This window comes from Streptomyces sp. NPDC001515 (assembly GCF_053597115.1).
This window is the reverse complement of record NZ_JBSFHN010000004.1, coordinates 218,624-238,299: the sequence shown is the minus strand read 5'-3', so window position 1 is coordinate 238,299 and position 19,676 is coordinate 218,624. Positions and strand designations below refer to the sequence as shown.

The window sequence follows — 19,676 nt, the reverse complement described above, 5'->3', positions numbered from 1 at the left end:
CCGGGGGCAACGCGTGGACCCTGGAACGCGTCTTTTGGCCCATGAGACCCGAGCGGGAAAGCCGGCGGTTGCGACGCGTCCGGGGAGGGACGGGGAGAATCGCAGTGACCACTGCCGAGCCGAGGCGGGCGGACAGCACGCCCTCCGAGCGGTCCGAGGAAGCGGCGGCGACCGCCCCCGGGGCGGGGGCCGCACCCGGCCCCGCGCCGTCCGGCGGTTCGTCGGACCGCTTCGCCGGGGCGCGGACGCTCTACGGGGCCGTCAAGGCGCGCTGCCTCGGGCACCCGGTCCTGTTCACCACCGCCGTCGCGGCGGTCGCCCACATCCTGTGGTTCCTGTTCTTCGCCAACAGCGGCGGTGACATCGCCGCCCAGGACGCCTGGGCGGAGTTCGTCGGCCGCCATCCGGGCACGGCGTACAACCTGGCCTGGTACGGGGGCATGCACCCCGTCTCGTACAGCGTGGTCTCGCCGTACCTGATGTCGCTCCTCGGCGTCCGTACGACGATGATGATCGCCGGAACGGTCTCCGCCGGGCTGACCTCGCTGATCCTGTACCGGGTGAAGGCGGTCCGCAATCCGCTGGCCTGCTCGATGGCGGGCGTCTTCGCGTATCTGTGCAACGCGCTGTCGGGGCGGGTGACGTTCGGGCTCGGCATGATGTTCGCGGTCGGCGCGGCGGCGGCCGTCTTCTGCTGGCCGTACAGGTGGCGCTACAAGCGGTGGGCCAAGGCCGCCGTCGCCGCCCCGCTCGCCGCGCTCGCGACGGCGGGCAGCCCGGTGGCCGGGCTGTTCCTCGGCGTGGTCGCCGCGGCCCTGTTCCTGAACAAGCGGCGCCCCGGCGCGTACGCCCTGGGCCTGGCCCCGGTCGTGGTGGTGGCGCTCTCGGCGTGGCTGTTCCCCTTCTCGGGCACCCAGCCGATGTCGGTCGCGACGCTCTCCGGGCCGTTCGTCTTCGCCGTACTGGTCTTCTTCCTGGTGCCGGAGGACTGGAAGACGGTCCGGACCGCCGCGGCCGTGTACGGGATCGGCACGCTGCTCACGTACATCGTGGACTCGCAGATCGGCTCGAACGTGTCGCGGATGGCGATGCTGTTCGCCGGGGTGGTGCTGCTCGCCGCGCTGCCGTACGTCGCACCGCGCTCCCGGAAGTGGTACGCGCTGGTCCTCGCCTTCGCCGGGCTGAACTTCTGGATCGGCTTCAAGGGCATCGACGACATCGTCCGCACCGCCCCCACCGCGTCCTGGGCCCGCGAGCTGGCCCCGCTCGTCGACCAGCTCCAGCGGGTGGGCGCCGACCGGGGACGCGTCGAGGTCGTCCCGGCCAGCAGCCACCGCGAGGCCGCCGCGATGCTGCCGTACGTCAACCTGGCCCGTGGCTGGAACCGCCAGGCCGACATGGAGCGCAACCCGCTCTTCTACGACGACACCCTGGACGCGGTCAACTACCGGCAGTGGCTCGACCGCTGGGCCGTGCACTACGTGGTGCTGCCCAAGGGCGACCCGGACTCCAGCGGCGCCGTCCAGGAGGCGGAACTGGTCGCGAAGGGGCAGCCGTACCTCAAGGCGATCTGGTCGGACGCCAACTGGCGGCTCTTCGCCGTCGACAGCCCGGTCCCGATGGCCGACCCGCCGGCGACCGTGGACGAGGCCGGCGCCGGGGAGCTGACCATCCGTGTGAAGGAGGCGGGCCGGGTACTGATCCGTATCCCGTACTCGCGCTGGCTGGCCCTCGTCGACGAGGACGGCAGGAGCCTTGAGCGGCCCCAGGAGACCGAGGCGTCGAAGAAGCGGGCCGACAAGGACAACACCCCGAGGTCCTTCGTCAACAAGAACGGCTGCCTGAACAAGCTGGACGAGGACGAGCACGGCGACGAGTGGACGGAACTCCTGGCACCGCACCCCGGTGTCTACCGCCTCGGCGCGCCCTACCAGCTGTCGCCCGGCACGCCCTGCCCGGAGGAACTGCGCTGAACCCGGCCGGCACGGTACGCCGCACGACGGGGCGGTCGGGGGCGACCGGGACGGACGGACTGGCGACTGGACCCTGCGGCCTCGGAGCCTCGGAGGGCTGGACGGCCGGCCGGCCGTGGCCGACCGTGGAGGTGAAGGCGGAGGCGGAGACGCGGACGGAGAGGGAGGGCGATCGGGGGATGCCGGCACCCTCGGGATTCAGCTACGAGACGCGCGCCGACGGCACGGTGGTCATCACCCACCGCGACCGCAAGGCCACGACGCTGCGCGGGGACCGGGCTGCGAGGTTCGTGGCCGAGGTCGAGTCCGGGGACGCACAGGCCGTGATGGCCCGCTGGACGGGCGCGTACAAGTTCGGCAACGAGCGCACGGCCCGCAACCACCCGCGCAACCGGAGCCGCTGACCGGTCGCGCGGGTGGCCGTGCGTCAGCCGCCGCGCCGCTCGTACACCGTGACCGTGCGCCCGCGGGCCGTGGTCTGCGCACGGCGTACGAAACGGTCCTCCAACACGCGCAGCTTGGCGCGGTCGCGAGCGGTGGCGGCGGTCGGCGGCCCCGCGTCGCCGACCACCACGATCCGCCGGGCGGACAGCATCGCCTCCGCGATCCGCGCCGGTCCGGCCTCCACCCCGTTCAGCGTGCCGGACTCCCTCGGGTCCCGGGCCAGCGCCAGATCCCGTAACCCGGTGAAACCGGCGGGGGAGACGAGGGCGGTGTCCCGGCGCGCGGAGGGGATGTAGAGCACCCCGTCCCCCGGTTCCCGCACGGCGGCCACGTGCTCCGCGGTGATCAGGACGTCGTCGATCCGTCCGTCCGCGCCGCGCAGGGAGAGCTGGACCGGGAGCAGGCAGAGGAAGCCGAGCACGGTGACGGCGGCGATCGTGCGGTGCGGCGGGGTCCGCAGCCGGCGCGCCAGCGCGTGGCAGGCACCGCCGATGAGCAGCGCGAGCCCGAGATGGCCGAAGAGGACGTACCGGGTGAGGTAGACGGGGCGCAGCAGCGATCCGGCGAGCAGGACGAGCGGGGGGAGGAGGAGAAGAGGGAGGGCGAGGCGCGGGAGGAGGCGGGGGCGGGCGAGGCCGAATGGGGCGTTCCCGGCCTTCCCGCTTCCGGCCTTCTCGTTCGCCCTCCGCTCGCCCTTGCCGTGCGCCCAGGCGCAGACCGCACCCCCGGTGAAGGTCAGCAGCAGCCCGAGGAGGGTGCCGGGACCGGCGGGCCGTATCCAGTCGACCTGGGCCGTCTGTCCGGCGCTGGCGACGACCAGCGGCAGGGTCCCGGTGACGGCGGCGGCCGAGGCGGCGGACCAGCGGAGCACGGTGGCGCGCGGTGGGCGGAGGAGGGCGAGGGTGCCCGCGTGGGCGGTGAGGACGAGGAGCGCGAACCAGTTGAGCAGCGCCGCCAGGAGGAGCGCGCCCCCGTACGCGGCCCAGCGCCCCGCCGCCCCCGGCCGGTCGAGTGCGCGGACGAACAGCAGGCAGGAGAGCGCGGAGAAGGCCATGACCAGGGCGTACGGCCGCCCCTCCTGCGCGTACTCCTGGACGGCCGGTATGAGGCAGAACGCCAGTCCGGCGGCGAGCCCGGTGACGGTGCTGCCGGTCAGCCGGGTGCCGAGCACCGTGACGAGGGCGGCGGCGCCGGACATGGCCAGGACGGACGGCAGCCGCAGGGCGACGAGGCTGTCGCCGAAGAGCGCGAACACGCCGTGCATGAACAGGTAGTACACCCCGTGGACGACGTCCGCGTGCTCCACCAGCCGGCAGATCTCCGGGACCGACCGGTGGGCCGCCTGCCACGTCGCGGCCTCGTCCCGCCACATGCTGGTGTCGCGCGTGAGGCCCCACAGCCCCAGCAGCAGCCCGAGCACGGCGGGACAGAGGGGAACGACCGGACTGAGAGGAACGGCCGGACCGAGGGAAGCGCCCGGACTGAGGGGAACAGCCGGAGTGAGGGGAACGGCCGCACCGGCCGGGACCGACGTCGTTCTGGGCATGGCAAGGAGACCCGACCTGGGTGAGGGGGCGAGGGGAACGCGCCTCACGCTAGGCGGCGGGCGGGGGCGGGGTCGTCCCCGCAGCAGGCGACCGGAAACGTCCGCCGGGGGAACGACACGGACGGCCGTTTCCCCGGGAGACGTAGTACGCGAGGGCGGGGGTGGTGCGTCCGCCCCGCCCCGGTGGGTGGGCCCGTCCCCGCCCCCGGTCAGGCCGTTCGGCGGCGGAGCACCCGGAAGGCCGCGTGGGTGAGCAGGGCCGCGACGGCGAGGGCGAGGACGGCGGAGGCGAGCTGGTAGCCCCAGTAGTCGCCCGGGCGCAGGGAGTTGAGGAGGTACGAGTCCTGGGGCAGGACGTCGGAGAACTGGAGGCCCAGAACGCCGCCGGGGTGGTAGCCCTCGACCTTCGAGAACGCGGGGAAGTCGAGCAGCAGAGCCGCGCGGGACCGGACCAGTACGGCGGCGGCGAGCCAGGTCAGGGCGGGCGCGGCGATGAGCGCGGGCAGCGTGCGGCGCAGCAGGGTCCCGGTGTACGCGCCGGCGGCGACACCGAGCAGGACGTACGCGACGGTCACCGGTCCGATGGTGAGGAGCGCGGTCTGGCGGGAGGCGCCGTGCACGAGCAGGTCGAGCCCGAAGGCGTGGGACGCGCTGATCCGGTAGAGGACCACCATGGGCAGCACCAGCACGGCGAGAAGCGTCCCGAGCGTGGCCCAGCGGACGGCGAACCAGCGGTGCGGGGTGACCGACTGGGCCAGCGTGAGCGAGGTGCGCCGGCTCTCCCACTCGCGCGCGGTCACCACGGCGGTGAGGGCCGCGGCGAACAGCGCGGGGCGGAAGGCGAGGGGCGCGCCGTCGGCCAGCAGCTTGTCGGTCTTGTTGTGGGCGTCGTCCGCGTAGCGCCCGAAGTGGTAGGCGTGCGCGCCGACGTGCTCGCGCAGTGCGACGGCGTCGGCCCAGCCCCCGTAGTGGTACGCCAGGCGCAGACAGGTCACCAGGACGAAGAGGCCGATGAGGGCGAGCGGGACCCGGAACTGCCGTACGAAGAAGAGGGCCAGCGCGAGACGCGGGCCGCCGGTGCGGCCCTTCCGGGAGGGGTCCTGTCCTATGCGGGCCCGCCAGGTACGGCTCTTCCGGGAGGGGTCCTGCTGGTGGGGGGTGAGCGTGGTCATGCGGCCGGTTCCTTGCTGAGCGCGGGGTGGCGTACGGCGGTGAGGTGGGCGAGGGCCAGTTCCTCCAGCGAGGGCGGCCGGACCTCCCAGTCGCCGGGCAGCGGCCCGGCGGGGCGGATGAGCGCACTGGTGCCGCGTCCGGCCGGCCGGCTCTCGATCACGGTGTGACCGGAGAGCCGCCCGGGGCCGCCGGGAAGGGTGACAACGGCGTGCGCGGCGACCAGCTCCTCGACGTCCCCGCAGAGCCGGACGGCGCCGGCGTCGAGCAGCAGCAGATGGTCGCAGGCGTCGGCCAGTTCGGCGACGATGTGCGAGGACATCACCACCGTGGCACCGGTGTCCGCGACATGGGCCATCAGCAGCCCCATCAGCTCCTGCCGGGCCAGCACGTCCAGATCCGCCATCGGCTCGTCGAGCAGCAGCAGATCCGCGCGCTTGCCCAGCGCGAGCGCCAGGGCGATCCGGGTCCGCTCACCGCCCGACAGCTCGGCGATCCGGTCGCGCCGGTGGAAGCGCGCGGGGTCCGCGACCCGTTCGGCCAGCGCCGCGTCCCAGTTCCCGGCGTTCGTCCTGGCGCCCAGACGCAGCGTTTCCGCGACGGTGAGCCGCTGGTGGAGGGGCCGGTGCTGGGCGAGGTACGAGACCCGCGGATGCGCGGCCCGCGCCGGGGCGCCGAAGACCTCGACCGACCCGGACGTGACCGGCCGCAGCCCCGCCGCCAGTTCCAGCACCGTCGACTTCCCGGCCCCGTTCGGCCCGACCAGCCCGCAGACCACCCCCGCCGGCACCGCGAACGAACAGCCGTCGAGCACCGCGGGCCCGCGGCGCCGGTACATCTGCGTGACGCCCGACGCGACGAGGGCCGGGTCAGGAGGAGTGGGGTGCGGCATCGGATTCCGGTTCCTTCGGGGACGACGAGGGGGAGGCAGGGGAGAGGGAGGGCGAGGGCGTGGGGGAGCCGGTGTGCGGGGGCGGGAGCGGGGGCGGGTAGAGGTCGTCGAGCACGTCACCGAAGAGGGCGGCGAGGTCGTCCCGCTCCAGTCCGGCGTCACGTGCCCGCCCGGCCACCCCGGCCAACTCCGCCCGCCACGGCGACTCGGCCGAGGTCGCCCCGAGCGACCCCGTCACGAACGTTCCGTGCCGTCGCCGCGTCTGCACGAGCCCCTGGGACTCCAGCTCGCGATACGCCTTCAGCACCGTGTTCGGATTGAGCGCGGTGGCCTCCACCACCGCACGCGCCGTGGGCAGCCGGTCCCCCTCCACGAGCAGCCCGAGCCGCAGGCCCTGCTGGACCTGCTGAACGATCTGCACGTAGCTGGGCACCCCGCTGCGCCGATCGATGCGGAAGGTGAACGTCACCCGTCGACCCCATTCAACTAATGAACTAGTGGAATGATGCATTGAAGTGGGGGTGGGGGTCAAATGAGGGTGTCCGAGGCCGGTGCTTCCCTTGTCGCATGACCCACGAACACCCGGACCCCGCCGAACTGGCCGCCCTGCGCGCCGCCTTCGCCACCGCCGACCCCGGCTCCGCCCCGCCCCTGGGCTGGGATGCCGTCCGGGCCTTCGAGTCCGAGCACGGCGTCCTGCTGCCGGAGCCCTACCGCACCTGCGTCGCGGAGATCACCGACGGTTTCCCCCTGGGCCCTCCCCGGAACGGCCTCCTCTCCCTCGGCGCCGTCTCCCGGCACACCGAACCGGGCCTCCTGGCCCGCCCCTTCCCCCTGACCGGGGAATGGCTCGGCGAGTGGGACGACGGCGTCGACTCCGACGAGGACCTCTACTGGGAGCGCCTCGACGACATCACCTTCCACGGCTCGCTCCACCTGGGCACCGAGGGCTGCGGCATGGACTGGCACCTGATCGTCTCCGGCCCGCAGCGCGGCGCCGTATGGCTGCTCGACGGCGAGTCCGCCCTCCCCTTCGGAGGCGAACACGGCCAGATGCCCGGCCCTCGCGGCTTCGCCGGCTGGGTGTCCCACTGGGCACGGGGGCTGCCCTGGTTCCCCGACCTGGACGAGGTGGTCGACCTGTCCTGAACGCTGCCGGTCGAGGTCGAGGTCGAGGTCGAGGTCGATCCGGATCCGGAGCCGGAGTCCGAGGTCGAGCCCGATCCGTCACCCCGAACCCCCCTCGATGCGCGTACCGGGTCAGAAGAGCTGAGTGAACTCCCCGGGGGCGGGGATCAGCGAGTTGAACGTTTCCTGGCGCGGCCAGAGGGGAGCGCGCCAGTCACCACGGCCGTCGTAGGAGAACGGGGTGCGGCCGGGCTGGTAGGCGACGAGGTCGGGATGTCCGTCGTTCATGAAGTCACCGACACCGATGAGGCGGGTGTACGCGTTCCAGCCACCGCCGACCCGGGTACGGGCGGCGAAGGTTCCGTCTCCCTTGCCGAGATACAGCCACAGCACGCCCGCCGAGTCCCGGGCGAGCAGATCGCCCGCCCTGGCGCCGCCCAGGTTGCCGGGAGCGGTGATCTGGTTGTAGATCCCCCAGCCTCCCGTGCCGGCCTTCACCCGGGGCGACAGGGGCGCCTTGGCGTTACCGGTGCCCTTGTAGAGCCACAGGACACCGGACTTGTCGGTGGCGAGGAGGTCGGGCCGGCCGTCGCCGTTGACATCGCTGCCCGCGGCGAGCTTGTTGTAGATGCCCCAGCCGTGGCCGACCTGCCTGCGCGGCCCGAGCGGCTTGTCGGGTGCGCCGGTTCCCTCGTACAACCAGAGGGCTCCGCTCCTGTCGCGTGCCAGCACGTCCGCGTGGGCCGTACCGCCGAGATTGCCGGGAGCGCCCAGCCAGTCGTAGATGTTCCAGCCGGTCCCGATCACCGAACGACCCGTCCAGAGCACCCCGGGGAACGGGTCGAGGACGGTTCCGTACCGGTTCAGCCGCCCTGCGGAGTCGACGCCCAGCAGGTCGGGCATGCCGTCTTCGTTGAAGTCGTGGGGCTTGGGTGTGCGGGCCACGGTGAACGTACCGGTGGTTTCCACCGACGGTCCGACACCGTTCAGCGGGGCGATCTTCATCCGATAGGTGTACGCGCCGTTGGGGGCGGACACGTACCTGGTCCGCTCGCCCGACCGAGGCTCGACCCACCCCTCCCAGCGGACACTGACGGTCGCGGGGGCCACCATGCCGCTCGATCCGGTCGACCGCCCCTGTGCCGTCCACCGCCGCTGGGAGGCCGTGTGGGTCAGCTCGATGTCGAGGCTCACGCTGTTCCTGCTGACGTTCGCCCCCAGGCTGACACCGAGAGTGGACAACGTGTCGCCGTCGACCACTTCGGGGATGTCGACGCTCCGGAGGGTGAGCGCGGTCGGCTCGCCCGTACTGGCGATGAGTGTGGCAACGGGTGCGCCGTCCCCGTCGAGCGCGATCCGGTACACCCCCTCGCCGTGCGCCAGGGTTCCGCCCCGCGCCAGAAGAGTTCCGTCGGGCGCGGGGAGCAACGTCTTCGCGTAGTCCATCAGTTCGACGGTTCTGCCGGATTCCGTGGAGCGTGCGCTGAGCGCGATCCGGGCGTCCGGAGAGGTGGCCGTGATGCCGTCCCGGCGTGTGGACACGATCCAGTCGTCCAGCAGGTCGACGGAGAGATCCTCTCCGCCCACTTCGGTGCGCCGCACGTCGTCGGACCCGCGCGCGGCAATGGACAGCGCCGCGCCCGTTCCGTAGGTGAAGTCGGCCCAGGCGATGTGTGTCTTCGACGCGGTGACGTCGCTCAGATACGTGGACGCGGGAAGCTGACGGGATTCCGTCACGGCGCCCGTGGCGAGGCTCACCAGGGCCACCCCCGGTCCCGCCGGCGTCTTGTACCGGAGAAGCGCGGCGCCGGGAGGGTAGTCGCCGTCCGCGACGAGTTCCGTGGCGGAAGGCGGCAGACCGGCCACCTTCCGGTCGGTCAGCTCACCGCTCTCCACGGAGACCAGGTGCAGATCGGTGCCGCCCGCCGTGTTGTCGGCGGTCATGAGGAGGGTGGAGTCGACGATCCGGAGGAGCTTCTGGCGGCTGTCCAGAGCGGTCCGTGCAATGCGCACGGGCTTGCTGCCGCCCGCCATGTCGTACAGGACGTACGCGTCACCCTCCTCGACGAGGACGGTGTCCGAGGTGGACCCGTGCGCCCGTCCCGCCAGCTCCGTCGCGGCGCCGTCCGCGAGGCGCGTCCATCGGTAGCGGTACGTACCGTTCGTACCCTCCGACCCGGTCAGGAAGCCGGTCGATCCGACCCCGTAGAGCGCGGAACCCGCCGGAACGGAGAGGACGCCGTCCTGCTCCGCCCGAGCGACGACCGCACCGTCGCCCGTGGCCGCCGCGGCGGCCACGGGGGTCAGGCCGGCTCCGGTGGTGATCGCGAGGACGGCGATCACAGCGGCGGCGAGGCGCCGCTGTGGGGTGTACGACATCAAGGATCCCTCCGAAGCGTCGAGCGGCACGGATCGACTGCGCGCCGAACGATCAGACACACGAAGTCATACGGAGGTTGTACGGGGCAACGACCCGGTCACCCCCCGGACAGCCGCCCCCTCACCCCGGCAACGCCGCCGGCCTCACGGCCTCACGACCTCACGACCTCACGGCGTCCGCACGCAGGACGTGTCAGCATGTCCGAGACCGCGCGCAGAACGGGTCTACGACGAGGGCCGGACCGGGCATGCGCCCTGAGGCGTGAGCGACCGGACCGGTCGTCGTGACGGCGCGTGGGCCGTGCCGGTCCAGGATCCGGTCGCGGCCCCGCAGACCGGGGTTCGAGGTCGGTCACGAGCCGCAGCAACCGCCCGCCGGAGCCTCCTCGACAGTGGCGCCGACGGCCACTGCGGCAGGGGCGCCGAGCTGGATGAGCTGGGGCGCCGGGGCGCAGCATCCGCCACCCTGGTCGGCCTCGGGGGCGTCGAAGAGGCCGGCGCCGCCGCACACCCCGGTTTCGGGCAGGGTCAGTTCGACGCGGTCGGCCGCGTCCAGGTCGCCGGCGATCGCGGCGGCCACGGAGCGGACCTGCTCGTAGCCGGTCATGGCGAGGAACGTCGGGGCGCGGCCGTAGGACTTCATCCCGACCAGGTACACGCCCTGTTCCGGGTGGGAGAGCTCGCGGTGGCCGTGCGGGTAGACGGTGCCGCAGGAGTGCTGGTTGGGGTCGATCAGGGGAGCCAGCTCGACTGGCGCCTGGAGGCGTTCGTCCAGGCGCAGACGCAGTTCGTCCAGGAAGGACAGGTCGGGGCGGAAGCCGGTCAGAACAATGACCTCGTCGACCGGGTCCAGACGGCGGCCGTCCTCGCCGACCAGGACGAGGCGCCCGTCGTCCGCGCGCTCGATCATCTCGGTGCGAAATCCGGTGACCGCGTCCGCGTGGCCCTCGTCGACGGTGGCTTTCGCCGCCAGGCCCAGGGCGCCGCGCGCGGGGAGCTGGTCGGCGGTGCCGCCGCCGAAGGTCGAGCCCGAGAGGCCCCGGCGCAGAATCCACACCGCCTTCGTACCTGCGCCGTCTTCGGACTTGGCGAGGTCGGCGAGGTAGGCGAGGGCGGTGAATGCGGAGGCACCGGAGCCGATCACAGCGGTGCGCTTGCCCGCGTAACGGGCCCGCATGGCTGGGTCCTTCAGGTCCGGGACGCGGTAGGTGATCCGGTCCGCGGCGGCCTTCTCGCCGAGCGCGGGGAGTCCGCTGCCGCCGGCCGGGGACGGAGTGGCCCAGGTGCCGGAGGCGTCGATGACGGCGCGGGCGAAGAGGCGCTCCTCGCGGCCGTCGGCGTGGGCGACGTGCACGACGAACGGCTGCTGCTCGCGGTCGGTGTCCACGATCCGGTCCCGGCCGGTGCGGGAGACGCCGGTGACGGTAGCGCCGGTGCGCACGCGCTCGCCGAGGGCGTCGGCGAGCGGCTGCAGGTAGGACTCGGCCCAGTCGCCGCCGGAGGGGTAGGTGGCTGGGTCGGGGCGGGTCCAGCCGGTGGGGGCGAGGAGCTTCTCGGCGGCCGGGTCGACGACCTCGCCCCAGGTGGAGAACAGGCGCACGTGCGACCACTCGCGCACCGCGGCGCCGGCCGTGGGCCCGGCCTCCAGGACCAAGGCATCGACGCCCTGGTCGACCAGGTGGGCGGCGGCGGCCAGGCCGGCGGGGCCGGCCCCGATCACGACGACGGGCAGTTCGGTGGTGGCGGGCGCGGTCACGGCGACTCCTTGCGTGTTTCGACATCTGTCGATGGCTTATGCGGCCCAGCATGACACCTGCATTGATAAGCGTCAACATAGACATTCATCGAAATCGTGACGGGGTCTCGCCGCCGCCCGGATGCCGCCCGGATGCCGCCCGTGGCGCGGATCGCGGCCGGTGGCGCTGGGGGCGTCCCGCTCGCTTCTTGCGCATCCGCCGGCCCAGCCGGTCCTCGGCGATGGCAGCCGCCTTGCGCACCGGCTGATGCCTCTCCCCGCACTGGTTCGACGTGTGTCAACATAGACGCATGTCGAATGCGAAGGTGCTGTCGCTGCTCGAACCCGACGGACAAGGCGTGGTGCCGTGCTGCCCGCCGCTGACCGAGCGCCCGATGACCGCTGAGGAGGCCGAGACCGCCGCGCGTATGTTCAAGGCGCTCGGTGACCCGGTCCGCCTCCGCCTCTTCTCGGCCGTGGCCTCCCACGAGGATGGTGAAGCGTGTGTGTGCGACATCTCCGATGTCGGCGTCTCCCAACCCACGGTGTCCCACCACCTGAAGAAGCTCAAGGAGGCCGGGCTGCTCAGCTCCGAGCGGCGCGGCACCTGGGTCTACTACCGCGTCGAGCCTTCCGTGCTGGCGGCCATGGGCCGGCTGCTCACCCTGCCGACTGCGGCCTGACGGGGGACGAGGAGGGGAACGTGGTGGAGAAGGGACCTGCGAGTGTGGTGATCGTGCCGCTGGCAACGGAGCACGCGGAGCAGGTGCTGGCCATCTACCAGGCGGGGATCGACGAGGGGAACGCCACCTTCGAGACCGTCGCGCCGGCCTGGGAGGCGTTCGACGCGACGAAGCTGTCCGAGCACCGCTTCGCCGCCGTCGACGCCGGCGGCACGGTGCTGGGGTGGGTGGCCGCCAGCCGTGTCTCCGACCGGTGCGCGTATGCGGGCGTGGTCGAGCACTCCGTCTACGTCCACCCCGCCGCCCGAGGCCGCGGAGTCGCCTCCGCCCTGCTGAAGGCGCTGGTGGATTCCACCGAACGGGCCGGGATCTGGACGATCCAGTCGGGGATCTTTCCCGAGAACACCGCCAGCCTCGCCGCGCACCAGCGGGCCGGATTCCGTGTCATCGGCACGCGGGAGCGGATCGGGCGCCATCACGGCATCTGGCGCGACGTCGTCCTCGTCGAACGTCGCAGCCCCGCCATCACCTGACCGGTCAGAGCAGCCGTGCGATCGCTCGGGCGGCGTCGCGGGCGGTGCGGCCGACGCCGATGAGGGTGGCCGAGGCCGGGCCGGTCCAGTCGCCGTAGCCGAGCAGGTGCAGCCGCGGCTCGCCAAGGGCGCGGGTGCCGTCGGTGGGGATGTGGCCGCGCGGGCCGCGCAGGTTCAGCGCGGCGAGGTGGGTCAGGGCGGGGCGGAAGCCGGTGCACCAGATCACCGCGTCCGCGCTGCTCTGGCTGCCGTCGGCCCACCGCACACCGGTAGCGGTGAGCTGGGCGAACATCGGCTCGGCGGTCAGGAGTCCGGCGTCGCGGGCGGCGCGGACGGGCGGCACGGCCACGATGTCGCCGAGCGAGGCGACTCCGCCGGTGTCGGTGCGGCCGGCGTCCAGGGCGCGGCGGCGGGCGCTGGCGACATCGAACAGGGCCCGGCCGTCGATGTCGTCGGGGAGGAACCGCGGCGGGCGCCGGGTCGCCCACGTCACCTCGACATCGCCGTCCAGGGCGAGATCGGCGGCGATCTGGGCGCCGGAGTTGCCGCCGCCGACCACGACGACACGCTGGCCGGCGAAGTCGGCCGGCGAGCGGTAGTTCACGGTGTGCAGCTGCCGCCCGGTGAAGCCGGACCGGCCCGGGACGGCGGGGAGGAAGGGCCGCGACCACGTGCCGGTCGCGCTGATGACTGCCCGGGCCCGCCAGGTGCCGGTATACGCCTCGGCCAGGAGCCCGTCGCCGTCACGGTGTACGGCGTCCACGCGGGTGCCGTGCTGGACGGGCAGGTCGTAACGCTTCTCGTAGTCGGCGAGGTAGTCCACCACGTGCGCGGCGCCTGGGCACGTCTCACCGGGCTGGGCGGGCATGAAGCGGCCAGGCAGGGAGGAGTGCTCGGCCGGGGAGAACAGGTGGAGGGAGTTCCACATGTGACGCCAGGACCCGCCCGGCGCCGCACCGGCGTCCAGGATCACGAAGTCCAGGCCGCGCCGGCGAAGGTGGTAGCCGGCGGCGAGCCCTGCCTGGCCGCTGCCGACCACCACGACGTCCGTCCGCTGTGTCACGACGCCGTCGTCACCGCGTCGGTGGTGAACTTCCTGCGCCAGGCGAGCGCGACGTAGACCAGGCCGATCAGCACCGGGACTTCGATGAGCGGGCCGACAACGCCGGACAGGGCCTGGCCGGACGTGACGCCGAAGGTGGCGATGGCGACCGCGATGGCCAGCTCGAAGTTGTTGCCCGCCGCGGTGAAGGCGAGGGTCGCGGTGCGGTCGTAGGCCAGGCCCAGGCCCTTGCCGAGCAGGAACGTGCCGAAGAACATGACGGCGAAGTAGACCAGCAGCGGCAGCGCGATCCGGGCGACGTCCAGTGGCCGCGACGTGATGGTCTTCCCCTGGAGGGCGAAGAGGATGACGATCGTGAACAGCAGCCCGTACAGGGCCCATGGACCGATCTTCGGCAGGAACCGCCGCTCGTAGTCGGCCCGGCCCATCTTCTTCTCGCCCAGGCGGCGGGTGAGGAACCCGGCGGCAAGCGGGATGCCCAGGAAGATGAGCACATTCAGAGCGATCTTCCCCATCGAGATGTCGAGGTGCTCGCCGTCGCCCAGCCCGAGCCAGCCGGGCAGCAGGTCGAGGTAGAACCAGCCGAGCAGGCCGAACGCGAGGACCTGGAAGACGGAGTTGAGGGCGACCAGGACGGCAGCGGCTTCGCGGTCGCCGCAGGCGAGGTCGTTCCAGATGATGACCATGGCGATGCAGCGGGCCAGGCCGACGATGATCAGACCGGTGCGGTACTCGGGCAGGTCCGGCAGAAAGATCCAGGCCAGCGCGAACATCACCGCGGGTCCCAGGAACCAGTTGATGACCAGCGAGGAGACCATCAGCTTGCGGTCGCCGGTGACGGTGTCGAGCCGGTCATAGCGGACCTTCGCCAGAACGGGATACATCATGATCAGCAGACCGAGCGCGATCGGCAGGGAAATCCCGCCGATCTCCACCTTCGCGAGCGCGCCATCCAGCCCTGGGACGAGTCGGCCGAGCCCGAGGCCGACGGCCATGGCGAGCAGGATCCACACCGCGAGGTAGCGGTCGAGGGTGGAGAGCTTCTTGACGATCGAGTCGTCCCCGGTCGCCTCGGCGCTGTGGGCGCGGGCGGTGGTGGGCTCGGTGGAGGTCACGGGCATGCCCTCTTGTTCTCGGCGGCGGTGCCGGCGGATTTGGCGAGCTCGGCGAACTGCCCGGACAGCCCGGCCAGGACTTCGGGCTTGAGCTTGTAGTAGGTGAAGCGGCCGCACGGCTCGGTCTCCACCAGCCCGGCCTCGCGCAGCACCTTCATGTGGTTGGACAGGTTGGTCTGCTTGGCCCCGGTCTCCTCCACCAGGTGCGTGGTGCACAGCGTCTCGCGTGCCAGCAGGGTCACGATCCGCAGCCGGAGCGGATCGCCCAGCGCCCGGATCACATCAGGATCGACTGAAGTCAGCATCTGCTGATACTTTCACATCATCGTTCACTGACGCCAGTGGATGCTGATGTCATGGGTCACGCCCGGCCACCGCGAGACGAAAGAGCCCGTCATGCCCGAGAGCGTCGGCGCGAAGCCGTCCGTCCTGTTCGTATGCGTCCACAACGCGGGCCGCTCCCAGATGGCCTCTGCCTGGCTGACCCACTTGGCCGGAGACCGCGTCGAGGTTCGCTCCGCCGGCTCCGAGCCCGGTGATCAGGTCAACCCGGCCGCCGTCGCCGCGATGGCCGAGGTCGGAATCGACATCTCCGCCGAGGTCCCGAAGATCCTCACCGTGGGCGCGGTGGAGCAATCCGACGTATGCGTCACCATGGGCTGCGGCGACACCTGCCCCGTTTTCCCCGGCAAGCGCTACCTGGACTGGAAGCTCGACGACCCGGCCGGCCAGGGCGTCGAAGCGGTCCGCCCGATCCGCGACGAGATCAAGGCCCTGGTGGAGTCCCTGATCGCCGAAATCGCCCCGGCCGATCCGGAGGCGACGGTGTGAGCCGACTCCGCCGTCATCCTCGTCGGCTCCGCCGGGCCGCTGTCGTCGTCGGGGATCGTGAGGTCTTGGCCCACCCTTCGGGCACCACGCGTACGAAGGCCCTCCCGTCCGACGACGAAAGGGCCTCTGAACTGGTGTTTCTCTGTGCCCCCGGCAGGATTCGAACCTGCGACACCCGCTTTAGGAGAGCGGTGCTCTATCCCCTGAGCTACGGAGGCGGAGGCTTGGAGAGAACCTTGGAGACGACCCAGCAAGTGGATCTTCGGCAAGGAAGCCAAGCCCGCTGGTCGGGCGCCGTGTGGACCCTGATGAGCGGCATCGCTGCCCGACAAGGGCCACGCCAATGGCCGACCAGGGAACAGGGTAGCGGATGGGCGTCCGTGTCAGGTCTTGGATAGTAGGTGGTGCCGAGCGCCGTGGCCGACGAGGTTGACGGGAGCGGCGTTCTTCGGTGGTGTCACGGGTGCCCCGGGCGGCGGACGTGGTGGTCGTCGTGGGCACGAACGGGCGGGGCGAGCCGTGCCCGGTCGGGGCCGTCCGCCGCTCCTACGGCGGCAACGGCCTCAGGGCAGGGCGAGAACGCAGAACTCATGGCCCTCGGGGTCCGTCAGGCAGGTCCACGGGACGTCTCCCTGGCCGACATCGAGATCGCGGGCGCCGAGGGCCCGCACCCGGGCCACCTCCCGTTCCCTGTCGTCCCCCGGGTGCGGAAGCACGTCGAGGTGGAGGCGGTCCGGCACGGTCTTCGCGCCGGGCGTGCGCAGGAAGGTGAAGTACGGGCCGACACCGCGTGCGGAGCGCAGCAGCGCGTGCTCGTCGGTCACCTCGTGCGGGGTCCAGTTCGTCGCCTCGCCCCAGAACCGGGCCATGGCCCGGGGATCCAGGCAGTCGACCACCACCGAGGCGACCGGACCGGTGTCCCGGTGGGTCTCGCGGGGCTCGCGCACACAGAACTCGTTGCCCTCCGGGTCCGCGAGCACGGTCCACGGCACCTCGCCCTGACCCACGTCGGCGGGTGTCGCGCCGAGCGCCCTCAACCGTGCGACCAGTTCCGCCTGATGGGCCGCGGATTCGGTGGCGAGATCGAGGTGCGTACGGTTCTTCACGGCCGTTTTGGCCTCCGGAACCGGAACGGCGTCGAGGCCGACGGCCACCGGGTGCGGCCAGACCAGACCGCCGGGCGGACCGACGTAGGTGGTCACGCCGGGGTGGTGGGCCTCCCAGCCGAGCGCCTCCGCCCAGAATTCGCCGAGCGCGGCGGGGTCACGTGCCTTGATGATCAGGTGAGCGGGTCGCAGCGCCATGCCGCTGATGCTACCGACCGTCCTACGGAGGGCCCGAGTTCACCGCCGACGGGAGCTCGGCGCTTGAGTGTGACGGCGAAGCCGTCCGAGAGCCGGCCGCCCGGTCGGACGGCCGAAACGAGCCTTCCGTCGGTGATCGGCCGCTCGACCTCGGCGTGCGGGGGTCCGGGGCCCGCACACGGGCGGCACCGCTGTCCCCCGGGCCGCGGACCGTGTCCTGCCGGATGTACCGGGGAGGCGACCGCATCCCGCTGCTCTTCGGGATCGCGCGCGGGCTCGGCCCGGAGGTGGCGGGGAGGCGGTCTTCACGGGGCTGACGGGCAGCGGGCTCAGGAGGCCGCCGTCACGGGTGCGGCCTCCCAGCCGAATCCGTCCGGGTCGGTGAACGGGCCCGCGTCGGAGGCGAGGGCGATGCGGTGGGAACCGCTGCCGTCGACGGGGACGCCGACGTCCTTGGCCAGGGCGCGGCGTCCGTACAGCGCGAGCTTGACGGGGCCGTCCTGGGTGTCGAACTCGACGTACTTGCTGCCGAAGCTCTTGGCGACGGTCAGACCGTGCGCGAGGTAGAACTTCTTCGTCGCGGTCACGTTGGAGGCGCCCAGCAGGAGCACCATCTGCTCGATCTCTCCGGTGGCGGGGACGGTGTCCTTCTTGTTGGACGTGGCGATCTTCCAGATGGTGCCGTCGGGGGCCCGGACCACCCCGCCGTAGCCCCAGAAGGACTTGGTCGCGGGCTTCAGCGTGGTGGCTCCGGCGTCGACCGCTGCGTCCACGAAGTGCCGGACGTCGGCCGGGGAGGGCACCGTGAGGGAGAGCGAGAACCCGCGGAATCCGCTGGTGGGTTCGGTGGATTCGCGGAGCCGGACACGGTCGGCGAGACCGAGGGCGGTGTAGAAGCGATGGGCGGCGGCGGTGTCGGCCACCTCAAGGACGAGAGCTGCGATGGAGGTCATGTGCTTCACGCTAATGAGGCGGCGGCCACCGGGGCTTCTCGATTCCTGACCGCTTGCGGAAGGGTGCCCGCGCGGTGCCGGAGGGGGAGGGACCGGCCCGCACCGCCGGAGTGATGTGACGTGGGTCACGGGAACCGGGCCGGTCGCGCGGACAAGTCAGGATGTGAACTACTCGATGCATGCCCGCATTCGCGCGGGGGATCCGGAAGCCTTCAGGGAGCTCTTCCGTGACTACGCGCAGCTCGTCTACCGGCATGCCGTGCGGAGTTCGGGGGACTGGGCCATGGCGGAGGACGTCGTGTCGCTGACCTTCCTGGAGGCGTGGCGGCTGCGGGAGAAGCTGCGGGACGAGGGCGAGACGCCCAGACCGTGGCTCATGGGCATCGCGGTCAACGTGCTGCGCAACACCGGCCGTGCGGCCCGGCGGCACGACCGGGCGCTGGCCGGGATACCGCGCGGGGACGTGCTGCCCGATTTCGCCGACGAGTTGGTCGGGCGGATGGCGGACGCGGAGGAACTGGCCGCCGCGAAGAAGGCGCTGGGCGCCCTGCGCCGCTCCGAGCGCGAGGTGTTCACGCTCTGCGTCTGGTCGGGCCTGGGGTACGCGGAGGCGGCCGAGGCGCTGGGCGTGCCCGTGGGGACGGTGCGCTCGCGGCTGTCGCGGGCGCGGAAGCGGCTGCGCGCGCTCACGGACGGGGAGCTGCGGAGCGCGCGAAAAAGGTGGGAACCGGCTGTGGTGCCCGGACAAGTACAGGGTGACCGCATCGCCGCGGTCCGGTCGAACGAGGAGAGTGGCCGATGATGCGCACCCCCTGGCGGCGGCAGGAGCCGATCGACCATGTGGAGCTGTCCGGACTGCTGCCGGGTCCGGGAGACCCCGTGCTTCCTCGCGGCCGTATGACGGCCCTGGAGGAGCACATGATGAACGAGATCCAGCAGCACCGGCTGCGGGAGTCCCGGGACTGGGCGGGGGACATGGCCGGGGAGCCGCGCCCCGCGCGCCGGCCGCGCCGCAGGGCCCTGCTGGTCGGTGTGGCCGCCGCGGCCACGATGACGGTGATCGCCGGAGTGGTGGGCCTCGGGCATCTCGGCCAGGGGCCGGCGGAGGCCGACACCACGCTGCGGGCGATGGTGCCCGCGCCCGTGGTGCGGGTGGTGCCCGGGACGACCCGGGGCCTGGGCAGCGCGGTGGACCGGATCTCGGCTGCCGCCGGCAAGGAGAAGCAGCCGGTGCCGGCTGCGGACCAGTTCATCTACATCCGCAGCCAGGTCTCGTGGCTCTCCATGGAGACCGATATGAGGACGAAGAAGACCCGCACCTGGGTGCAGAAGCTGCATCCGCGCGAGGTGTGGCTTTCGCCGGACGGCCACAGGGGCTGGCTGATCGAGCCGGGCAACGGGACGACGTCCGAGGCGGGCATGGACCTCGACAGCGATACGCCCCCGCATCTGGCCGCGCCGAGCTACGACTACCTGAAGAGCCTGCCGGCCGACCCGGACGCGCTGCTGAGGAAGATCTACGCCGAGACGCGAGGCCAGGGCAACGGGAAGTATCAGGAGGCGTTCACGACCATAGGCGACCTGGTGCGCGAGCAGTTGATGACGCCCGAGCTGGCCTCGGCGCTCTACCGGGCCGCCGCGAAGATCCCCGGTGTGGTTCTGGTCGACGAGGCCAAGGACGCGGTGGGAAGGAACGGCGTGGCGATCGCGCGCGTCGACGAGAGCAGTGGGGAACGCACGGAGTGGATCTTCGACAGCGCGTCCTTCACCTACCTCGGTGAGCGCACCGTCCAGGTGCGTGCGGCAAACGGCATAGCCGCCGGTACGGTCACCGCGCGCACGGCGATCACCGAGCGGTCCGTCGTCGACACGATGAAGGCGGTGCCCGGCGTAGACCGCGTGTAGCGGCAGGGCGGCGGGGCCCGGG

The 19,676-nt window shown here is 72.1% G+C and carries 19 protein-coding genes and 1 tRNA gene; 8 read left to right on the top strand and 12 right to left on the bottom strand.

The window, feature by feature from the left end:
* Positions 1-104: 104 nt before the first annotated feature.
* Together ACWCXC_RS07635 and ACWCXC_RS07630 are read left to right on the top strand one after the other, a co-directional pair.
* Positions 105-1,973, top strand: coding sequence for an MFS transporter (locus ACWCXC_RS07635; protein WP_450681655.1), 1,869 nt, complete (start codon positions 105-107; stop codon positions 1,971-1,973).
* Positions 1,974-2,152: 179 nt separating this feature from the next.
* Entirely contained in the window at positions 2,153-2,377 is a 225-nt protein-coding gene (locus ACWCXC_RS07630) for a hypothetical protein (RefSeq protein ID WP_450681656.1), read from the top strand.
* Between the two features lie 23 nt (positions 2,378-2,400).
* Here ACWCXC_RS07630 and ACWCXC_RS07625 read toward each other — a convergent pair whose 3' ends face one another.
* From ACWCXC_RS07625 to ACWCXC_RS07610, 4 genes are all read right to left on the bottom strand, one after another.
* Positions 2,401-3,837 (bottom strand): glycosyltransferase family 39 protein, encoded by a 1,437-nt coding sequence (locus ACWCXC_RS07625; RefSeq protein ID WP_450681657.1) that lies wholly within the window; start codon positions 3,835-3,837, stop codon positions 2,401-2,403.
* Positions 3,838-4,172: 335 nt separating this feature from the next.
* Positions 4,173-5,135, bottom strand: coding sequence for a hypothetical protein (locus tag ACWCXC_RS07620; protein ID WP_450681658.1), 963 nt, complete (start codon positions 5,133-5,135; stop codon positions 4,173-4,175).
* Entirely contained in the window at positions 5,132-6,025 is an 894-nt protein-coding gene (locus ACWCXC_RS07615) for an ABC transporter ATP-binding protein (protein WP_450681659.1), read from the bottom strand. Before ACWCXC_RS07615 ends, ACWCXC_RS07620 begins: the two co-directional genes overlap by 4 nt.
* Positions 6,003-6,536: a GntR family transcriptional regulator gene (locus ACWCXC_RS07610; RefSeq protein WP_450681660.1), complete on the bottom strand. Its 534-nt coding sequence runs from the start codon at positions 6,534-6,536 to the stop codon at positions 6,003-6,005. Before ACWCXC_RS07610 ends, ACWCXC_RS07615 begins: the two co-directional genes overlap by 23 nt.
* A 56-nt stretch (positions 6,537-6,592) precedes the next feature.
* On the opposite strand from ACWCXC_RS07610, the gene ACWCXC_RS07605 reads away from it, so the two are divergent.
* Entirely contained in the window at positions 6,593-7,174 is a 582-nt protein-coding gene (locus ACWCXC_RS07605; protein WP_450681661.1) for an SMI1/KNR4 family protein, read from the top strand.
* A gap of 111 nt (positions 7,175-7,285) precedes the next feature.
* Here ACWCXC_RS07605 and ACWCXC_RS07600 read toward each other — a convergent pair whose 3' ends face one another.
* Together ACWCXC_RS07600 and ACWCXC_RS07595 are read right to left on the bottom strand one after the other, a co-directional pair.
* Positions 7,286-9,532 carry an FG-GAP repeat domain-containing protein gene (locus ACWCXC_RS07600; protein ID WP_450887231.1) on the bottom strand — a complete coding sequence of 749 codons (2,247 nt, stop codon included), beginning with the start codon at positions 9,530-9,532 and terminating at the stop codon, positions 7,286-7,288.
* Positions 9,533-9,884: 352 nt separating this feature from the next.
* Positions 9,885-11,288, bottom strand: coding sequence for an NAD(P)-binding domain-containing protein (locus tag ACWCXC_RS07595; protein WP_450681663.1), 1,404 nt, complete (start codon positions 11,286-11,288; stop codon positions 9,885-9,887).
* Between the two features lie 290 nt (positions 11,289-11,578).
* On the opposite strand from ACWCXC_RS07595, the gene ACWCXC_RS07590 reads away from it, so the two are divergent.
* Positions 11,579-11,950: an ArsR/SmtB family transcription factor gene (locus ACWCXC_RS07590; protein WP_450681664.1), complete on the top strand. Its 372-nt coding sequence runs from the start codon at positions 11,579-11,581 to the stop codon at positions 11,948-11,950.
* A gap of 23 nt (positions 11,951-11,973) precedes the next feature.
* Complete coding sequence (locus ACWCXC_RS07585; protein ID WP_450681665.1) at positions 11,974-12,483, top strand: N-acetyltransferase family protein; 510 nt, start codon at positions 11,974-11,976, stop codon at positions 12,481-12,483.
* Positions 12,484-12,487: 4 nt separating this feature from the next.
* On the opposite strand, the gene ACWCXC_RS07580 is transcribed toward ACWCXC_RS07585, so the two are convergent.
* From ACWCXC_RS07580 to ACWCXC_RS07570, 3 genes are read right to left on the bottom strand one after another with little or no spacing between them, the layout of a single operon-like run.
* Positions 12,488-13,546, bottom strand: coding sequence for an ArsO family NAD(P)H-dependent flavin-containing monooxygenase (locus tag ACWCXC_RS07580; RefSeq protein ID WP_450887228.1), 1,059 nt, complete (start codon positions 13,544-13,546; stop codon positions 12,488-12,490).
* Positions 13,543-14,661 carry an ACR3 family arsenite efflux transporter gene (gene arsB / locus ACWCXC_RS07575; protein ID WP_450887226.1) on the bottom strand — a complete coding sequence of 373 codons (1,119 nt, stop codon included), beginning with the start codon at positions 14,659-14,661 and terminating at the stop codon, positions 13,543-13,545. Before arsB ends, ACWCXC_RS07580 begins: the two co-directional genes overlap by 4 nt.
* Positions 14,658-14,966, bottom strand: coding sequence for an ArsR/SmtB family transcription factor (locus tag ACWCXC_RS07570; RefSeq protein ID WP_450681668.1), 309 nt, complete (start codon positions 14,964-14,966; stop codon positions 14,658-14,660). Before ACWCXC_RS07570 ends, arsB begins: the two co-directional genes overlap by 4 nt.
* Before the next feature lie 91 nt (positions 14,967-15,057).
* On the opposite strand from ACWCXC_RS07570, the gene ACWCXC_RS07565 reads away from it, so the two are divergent.
* Positions 15,058-15,492: an arsenate reductase ArsC gene (locus tag ACWCXC_RS07565; RefSeq protein ID WP_450681669.1), complete on the top strand. Its 435-nt coding sequence runs from the start codon at positions 15,058-15,060 to the stop codon at positions 15,490-15,492.
* Between the two features lie 145 nt (positions 15,493-15,637).
* On the opposite strand, the gene ACWCXC_RS07560 is transcribed toward ACWCXC_RS07565, so the two are convergent.
* From ACWCXC_RS07560 to ACWCXC_RS07550, 3 genes are all read right to left on the bottom strand, one after another.
* Positions 15,638-15,710: transfer RNA gene (locus tag ACWCXC_RS07560), tRNA-Arg, on the bottom strand.
* A 345-nt stretch (positions 15,711-16,055) separates the two neighbouring features.
* Complete coding sequence (locus tag ACWCXC_RS07555) at positions 16,056-16,796, bottom strand: VOC family protein (RefSeq protein ID WP_450887223.1); 741 nt, start codon at positions 16,794-16,796, stop codon at positions 16,056-16,058.
* A 329-nt stretch (positions 16,797-17,125) separates the two neighbouring features.
* The gene (locus tag ACWCXC_RS07550; RefSeq protein WP_450887221.1) at positions 17,126-17,749 is read right to left on the bottom strand and encodes a glyoxalase; all 624 of its coding nucleotides are present in this window, start codon (positions 17,747-17,749) and stop codon (positions 17,126-17,128) included.
* A 175-nt stretch (positions 17,750-17,924) separates the two neighbouring features.
* Between ACWCXC_RS07550 and ACWCXC_RS07545 the strand changes: the two genes are divergently transcribed.
* Both ACWCXC_RS07545 and ACWCXC_RS07540 read left to right on the top strand, forming a co-directional pair.
* A complete protein-coding gene (locus ACWCXC_RS07545; RefSeq protein WP_450681672.1) occupies positions 17,925-18,551 on the top strand; it encodes an RNA polymerase sigma factor in 627 nt (208 codons plus the stop codon).
* The gene (locus ACWCXC_RS07540) at positions 18,548-19,654 is read left to right on the top strand and encodes a CU044_5270 family protein (protein ID WP_450887219.1); all 1,107 of its coding nucleotides are present in this window, start codon (positions 18,548-18,550) and stop codon (positions 19,652-19,654) included. The genes ACWCXC_RS07545 and ACWCXC_RS07540 overlap by 4 nt, the downstream gene beginning before the upstream one ends.
* The last annotated feature ends 22 nt before the right edge of the window (positions 19,655-19,676 follow it).

What these genes read in the sequence shown, in the direction of transcription:
- ACWCXC_RS07630 (WP_450681656.1), top strand. Translation starts at nt 2,153, where the DNA reads ATGCCGGCACCCTCGGGATTCAGCTACGAGACGCGCGCCGACGGCACG.
- ACWCXC_RS07620 (WP_450681658.1), bottom strand. Translation starts at nt 5,135, where the DNA reads ATGACCACGCTCACCCCCCACCAGCAGGACCCCTCCCGGAAGAGCCGT.
- ACWCXC_RS07615 (WP_450681659.1), bottom strand. Translation starts at nt 6,025, where the DNA reads ATGCCGCACCCCACTCCTCCTGACCCGGCCCTCGTCGCGTCGGGCGTC.
- ACWCXC_RS07610 (WP_450681660.1), bottom strand. Translation starts at nt 6,536, where the DNA reads ATGCATCATTCCACTAGTTCATTAGTTGAATGGGGTCGACGGGTGACG.
- ACWCXC_RS07605 (WP_450681661.1), top strand. Translation starts at nt 6,593, where the DNA reads ATGACCCACGAACACCCGGACCCCGCCGAACTGGCCGCCCTGCGCGCC.
- ACWCXC_RS07600 (WP_450887231.1), bottom strand. Translation starts at nt 9,532, where the DNA reads ATGTCGTACACCCCACAGCGGCGCCTCGCCGCCGCTGTGATCGCCGTC.
- ACWCXC_RS07590 (WP_450681664.1), top strand. Translation starts at nt 11,579, where the DNA reads ATGTCGAATGCGAAGGTGCTGTCGCTGCTCGAACCCGACGGACAAGGC.
- ACWCXC_RS07570 (WP_450681668.1), bottom strand. Translation starts at nt 14,966, where the DNA reads ATGCTGACTTCAGTCGATCCTGATGTGATCCGGGCGCTGGGCGATCCG.
- ACWCXC_RS07565 (WP_450681669.1), top strand. Translation starts at nt 15,058, where the DNA reads ATGCCCGAGAGCGTCGGCGCGAAGCCGTCCGTCCTGTTCGTATGCGTC.
- ACWCXC_RS07555 (WP_450887223.1), bottom strand. Translation starts at nt 16,796, where the DNA reads ATGGCGCTGCGACCCGCTCACCTGATCATCAAGGCACGTGACCCCGCC.
- ACWCXC_RS07550 (WP_450887221.1), bottom strand. Translation starts at nt 17,749, where the DNA reads ATGACCTCCATCGCAGCTCTCGTCCTTGAGGTGGCCGACACCGCCGCC.
- ACWCXC_RS07545 (WP_450681672.1), top strand. Translation starts at nt 17,925, where the DNA reads ATGCATGCCCGCATTCGCGCGGGGGATCCGGAAGCCTTCAGGGAGCTC.
- ACWCXC_RS07540 (WP_450887219.1), top strand. Translation starts at nt 18,548, where the DNA reads ATGATGCGCACCCCCTGGCGGCGGCAGGAGCCGATCGACCATGTGGAG.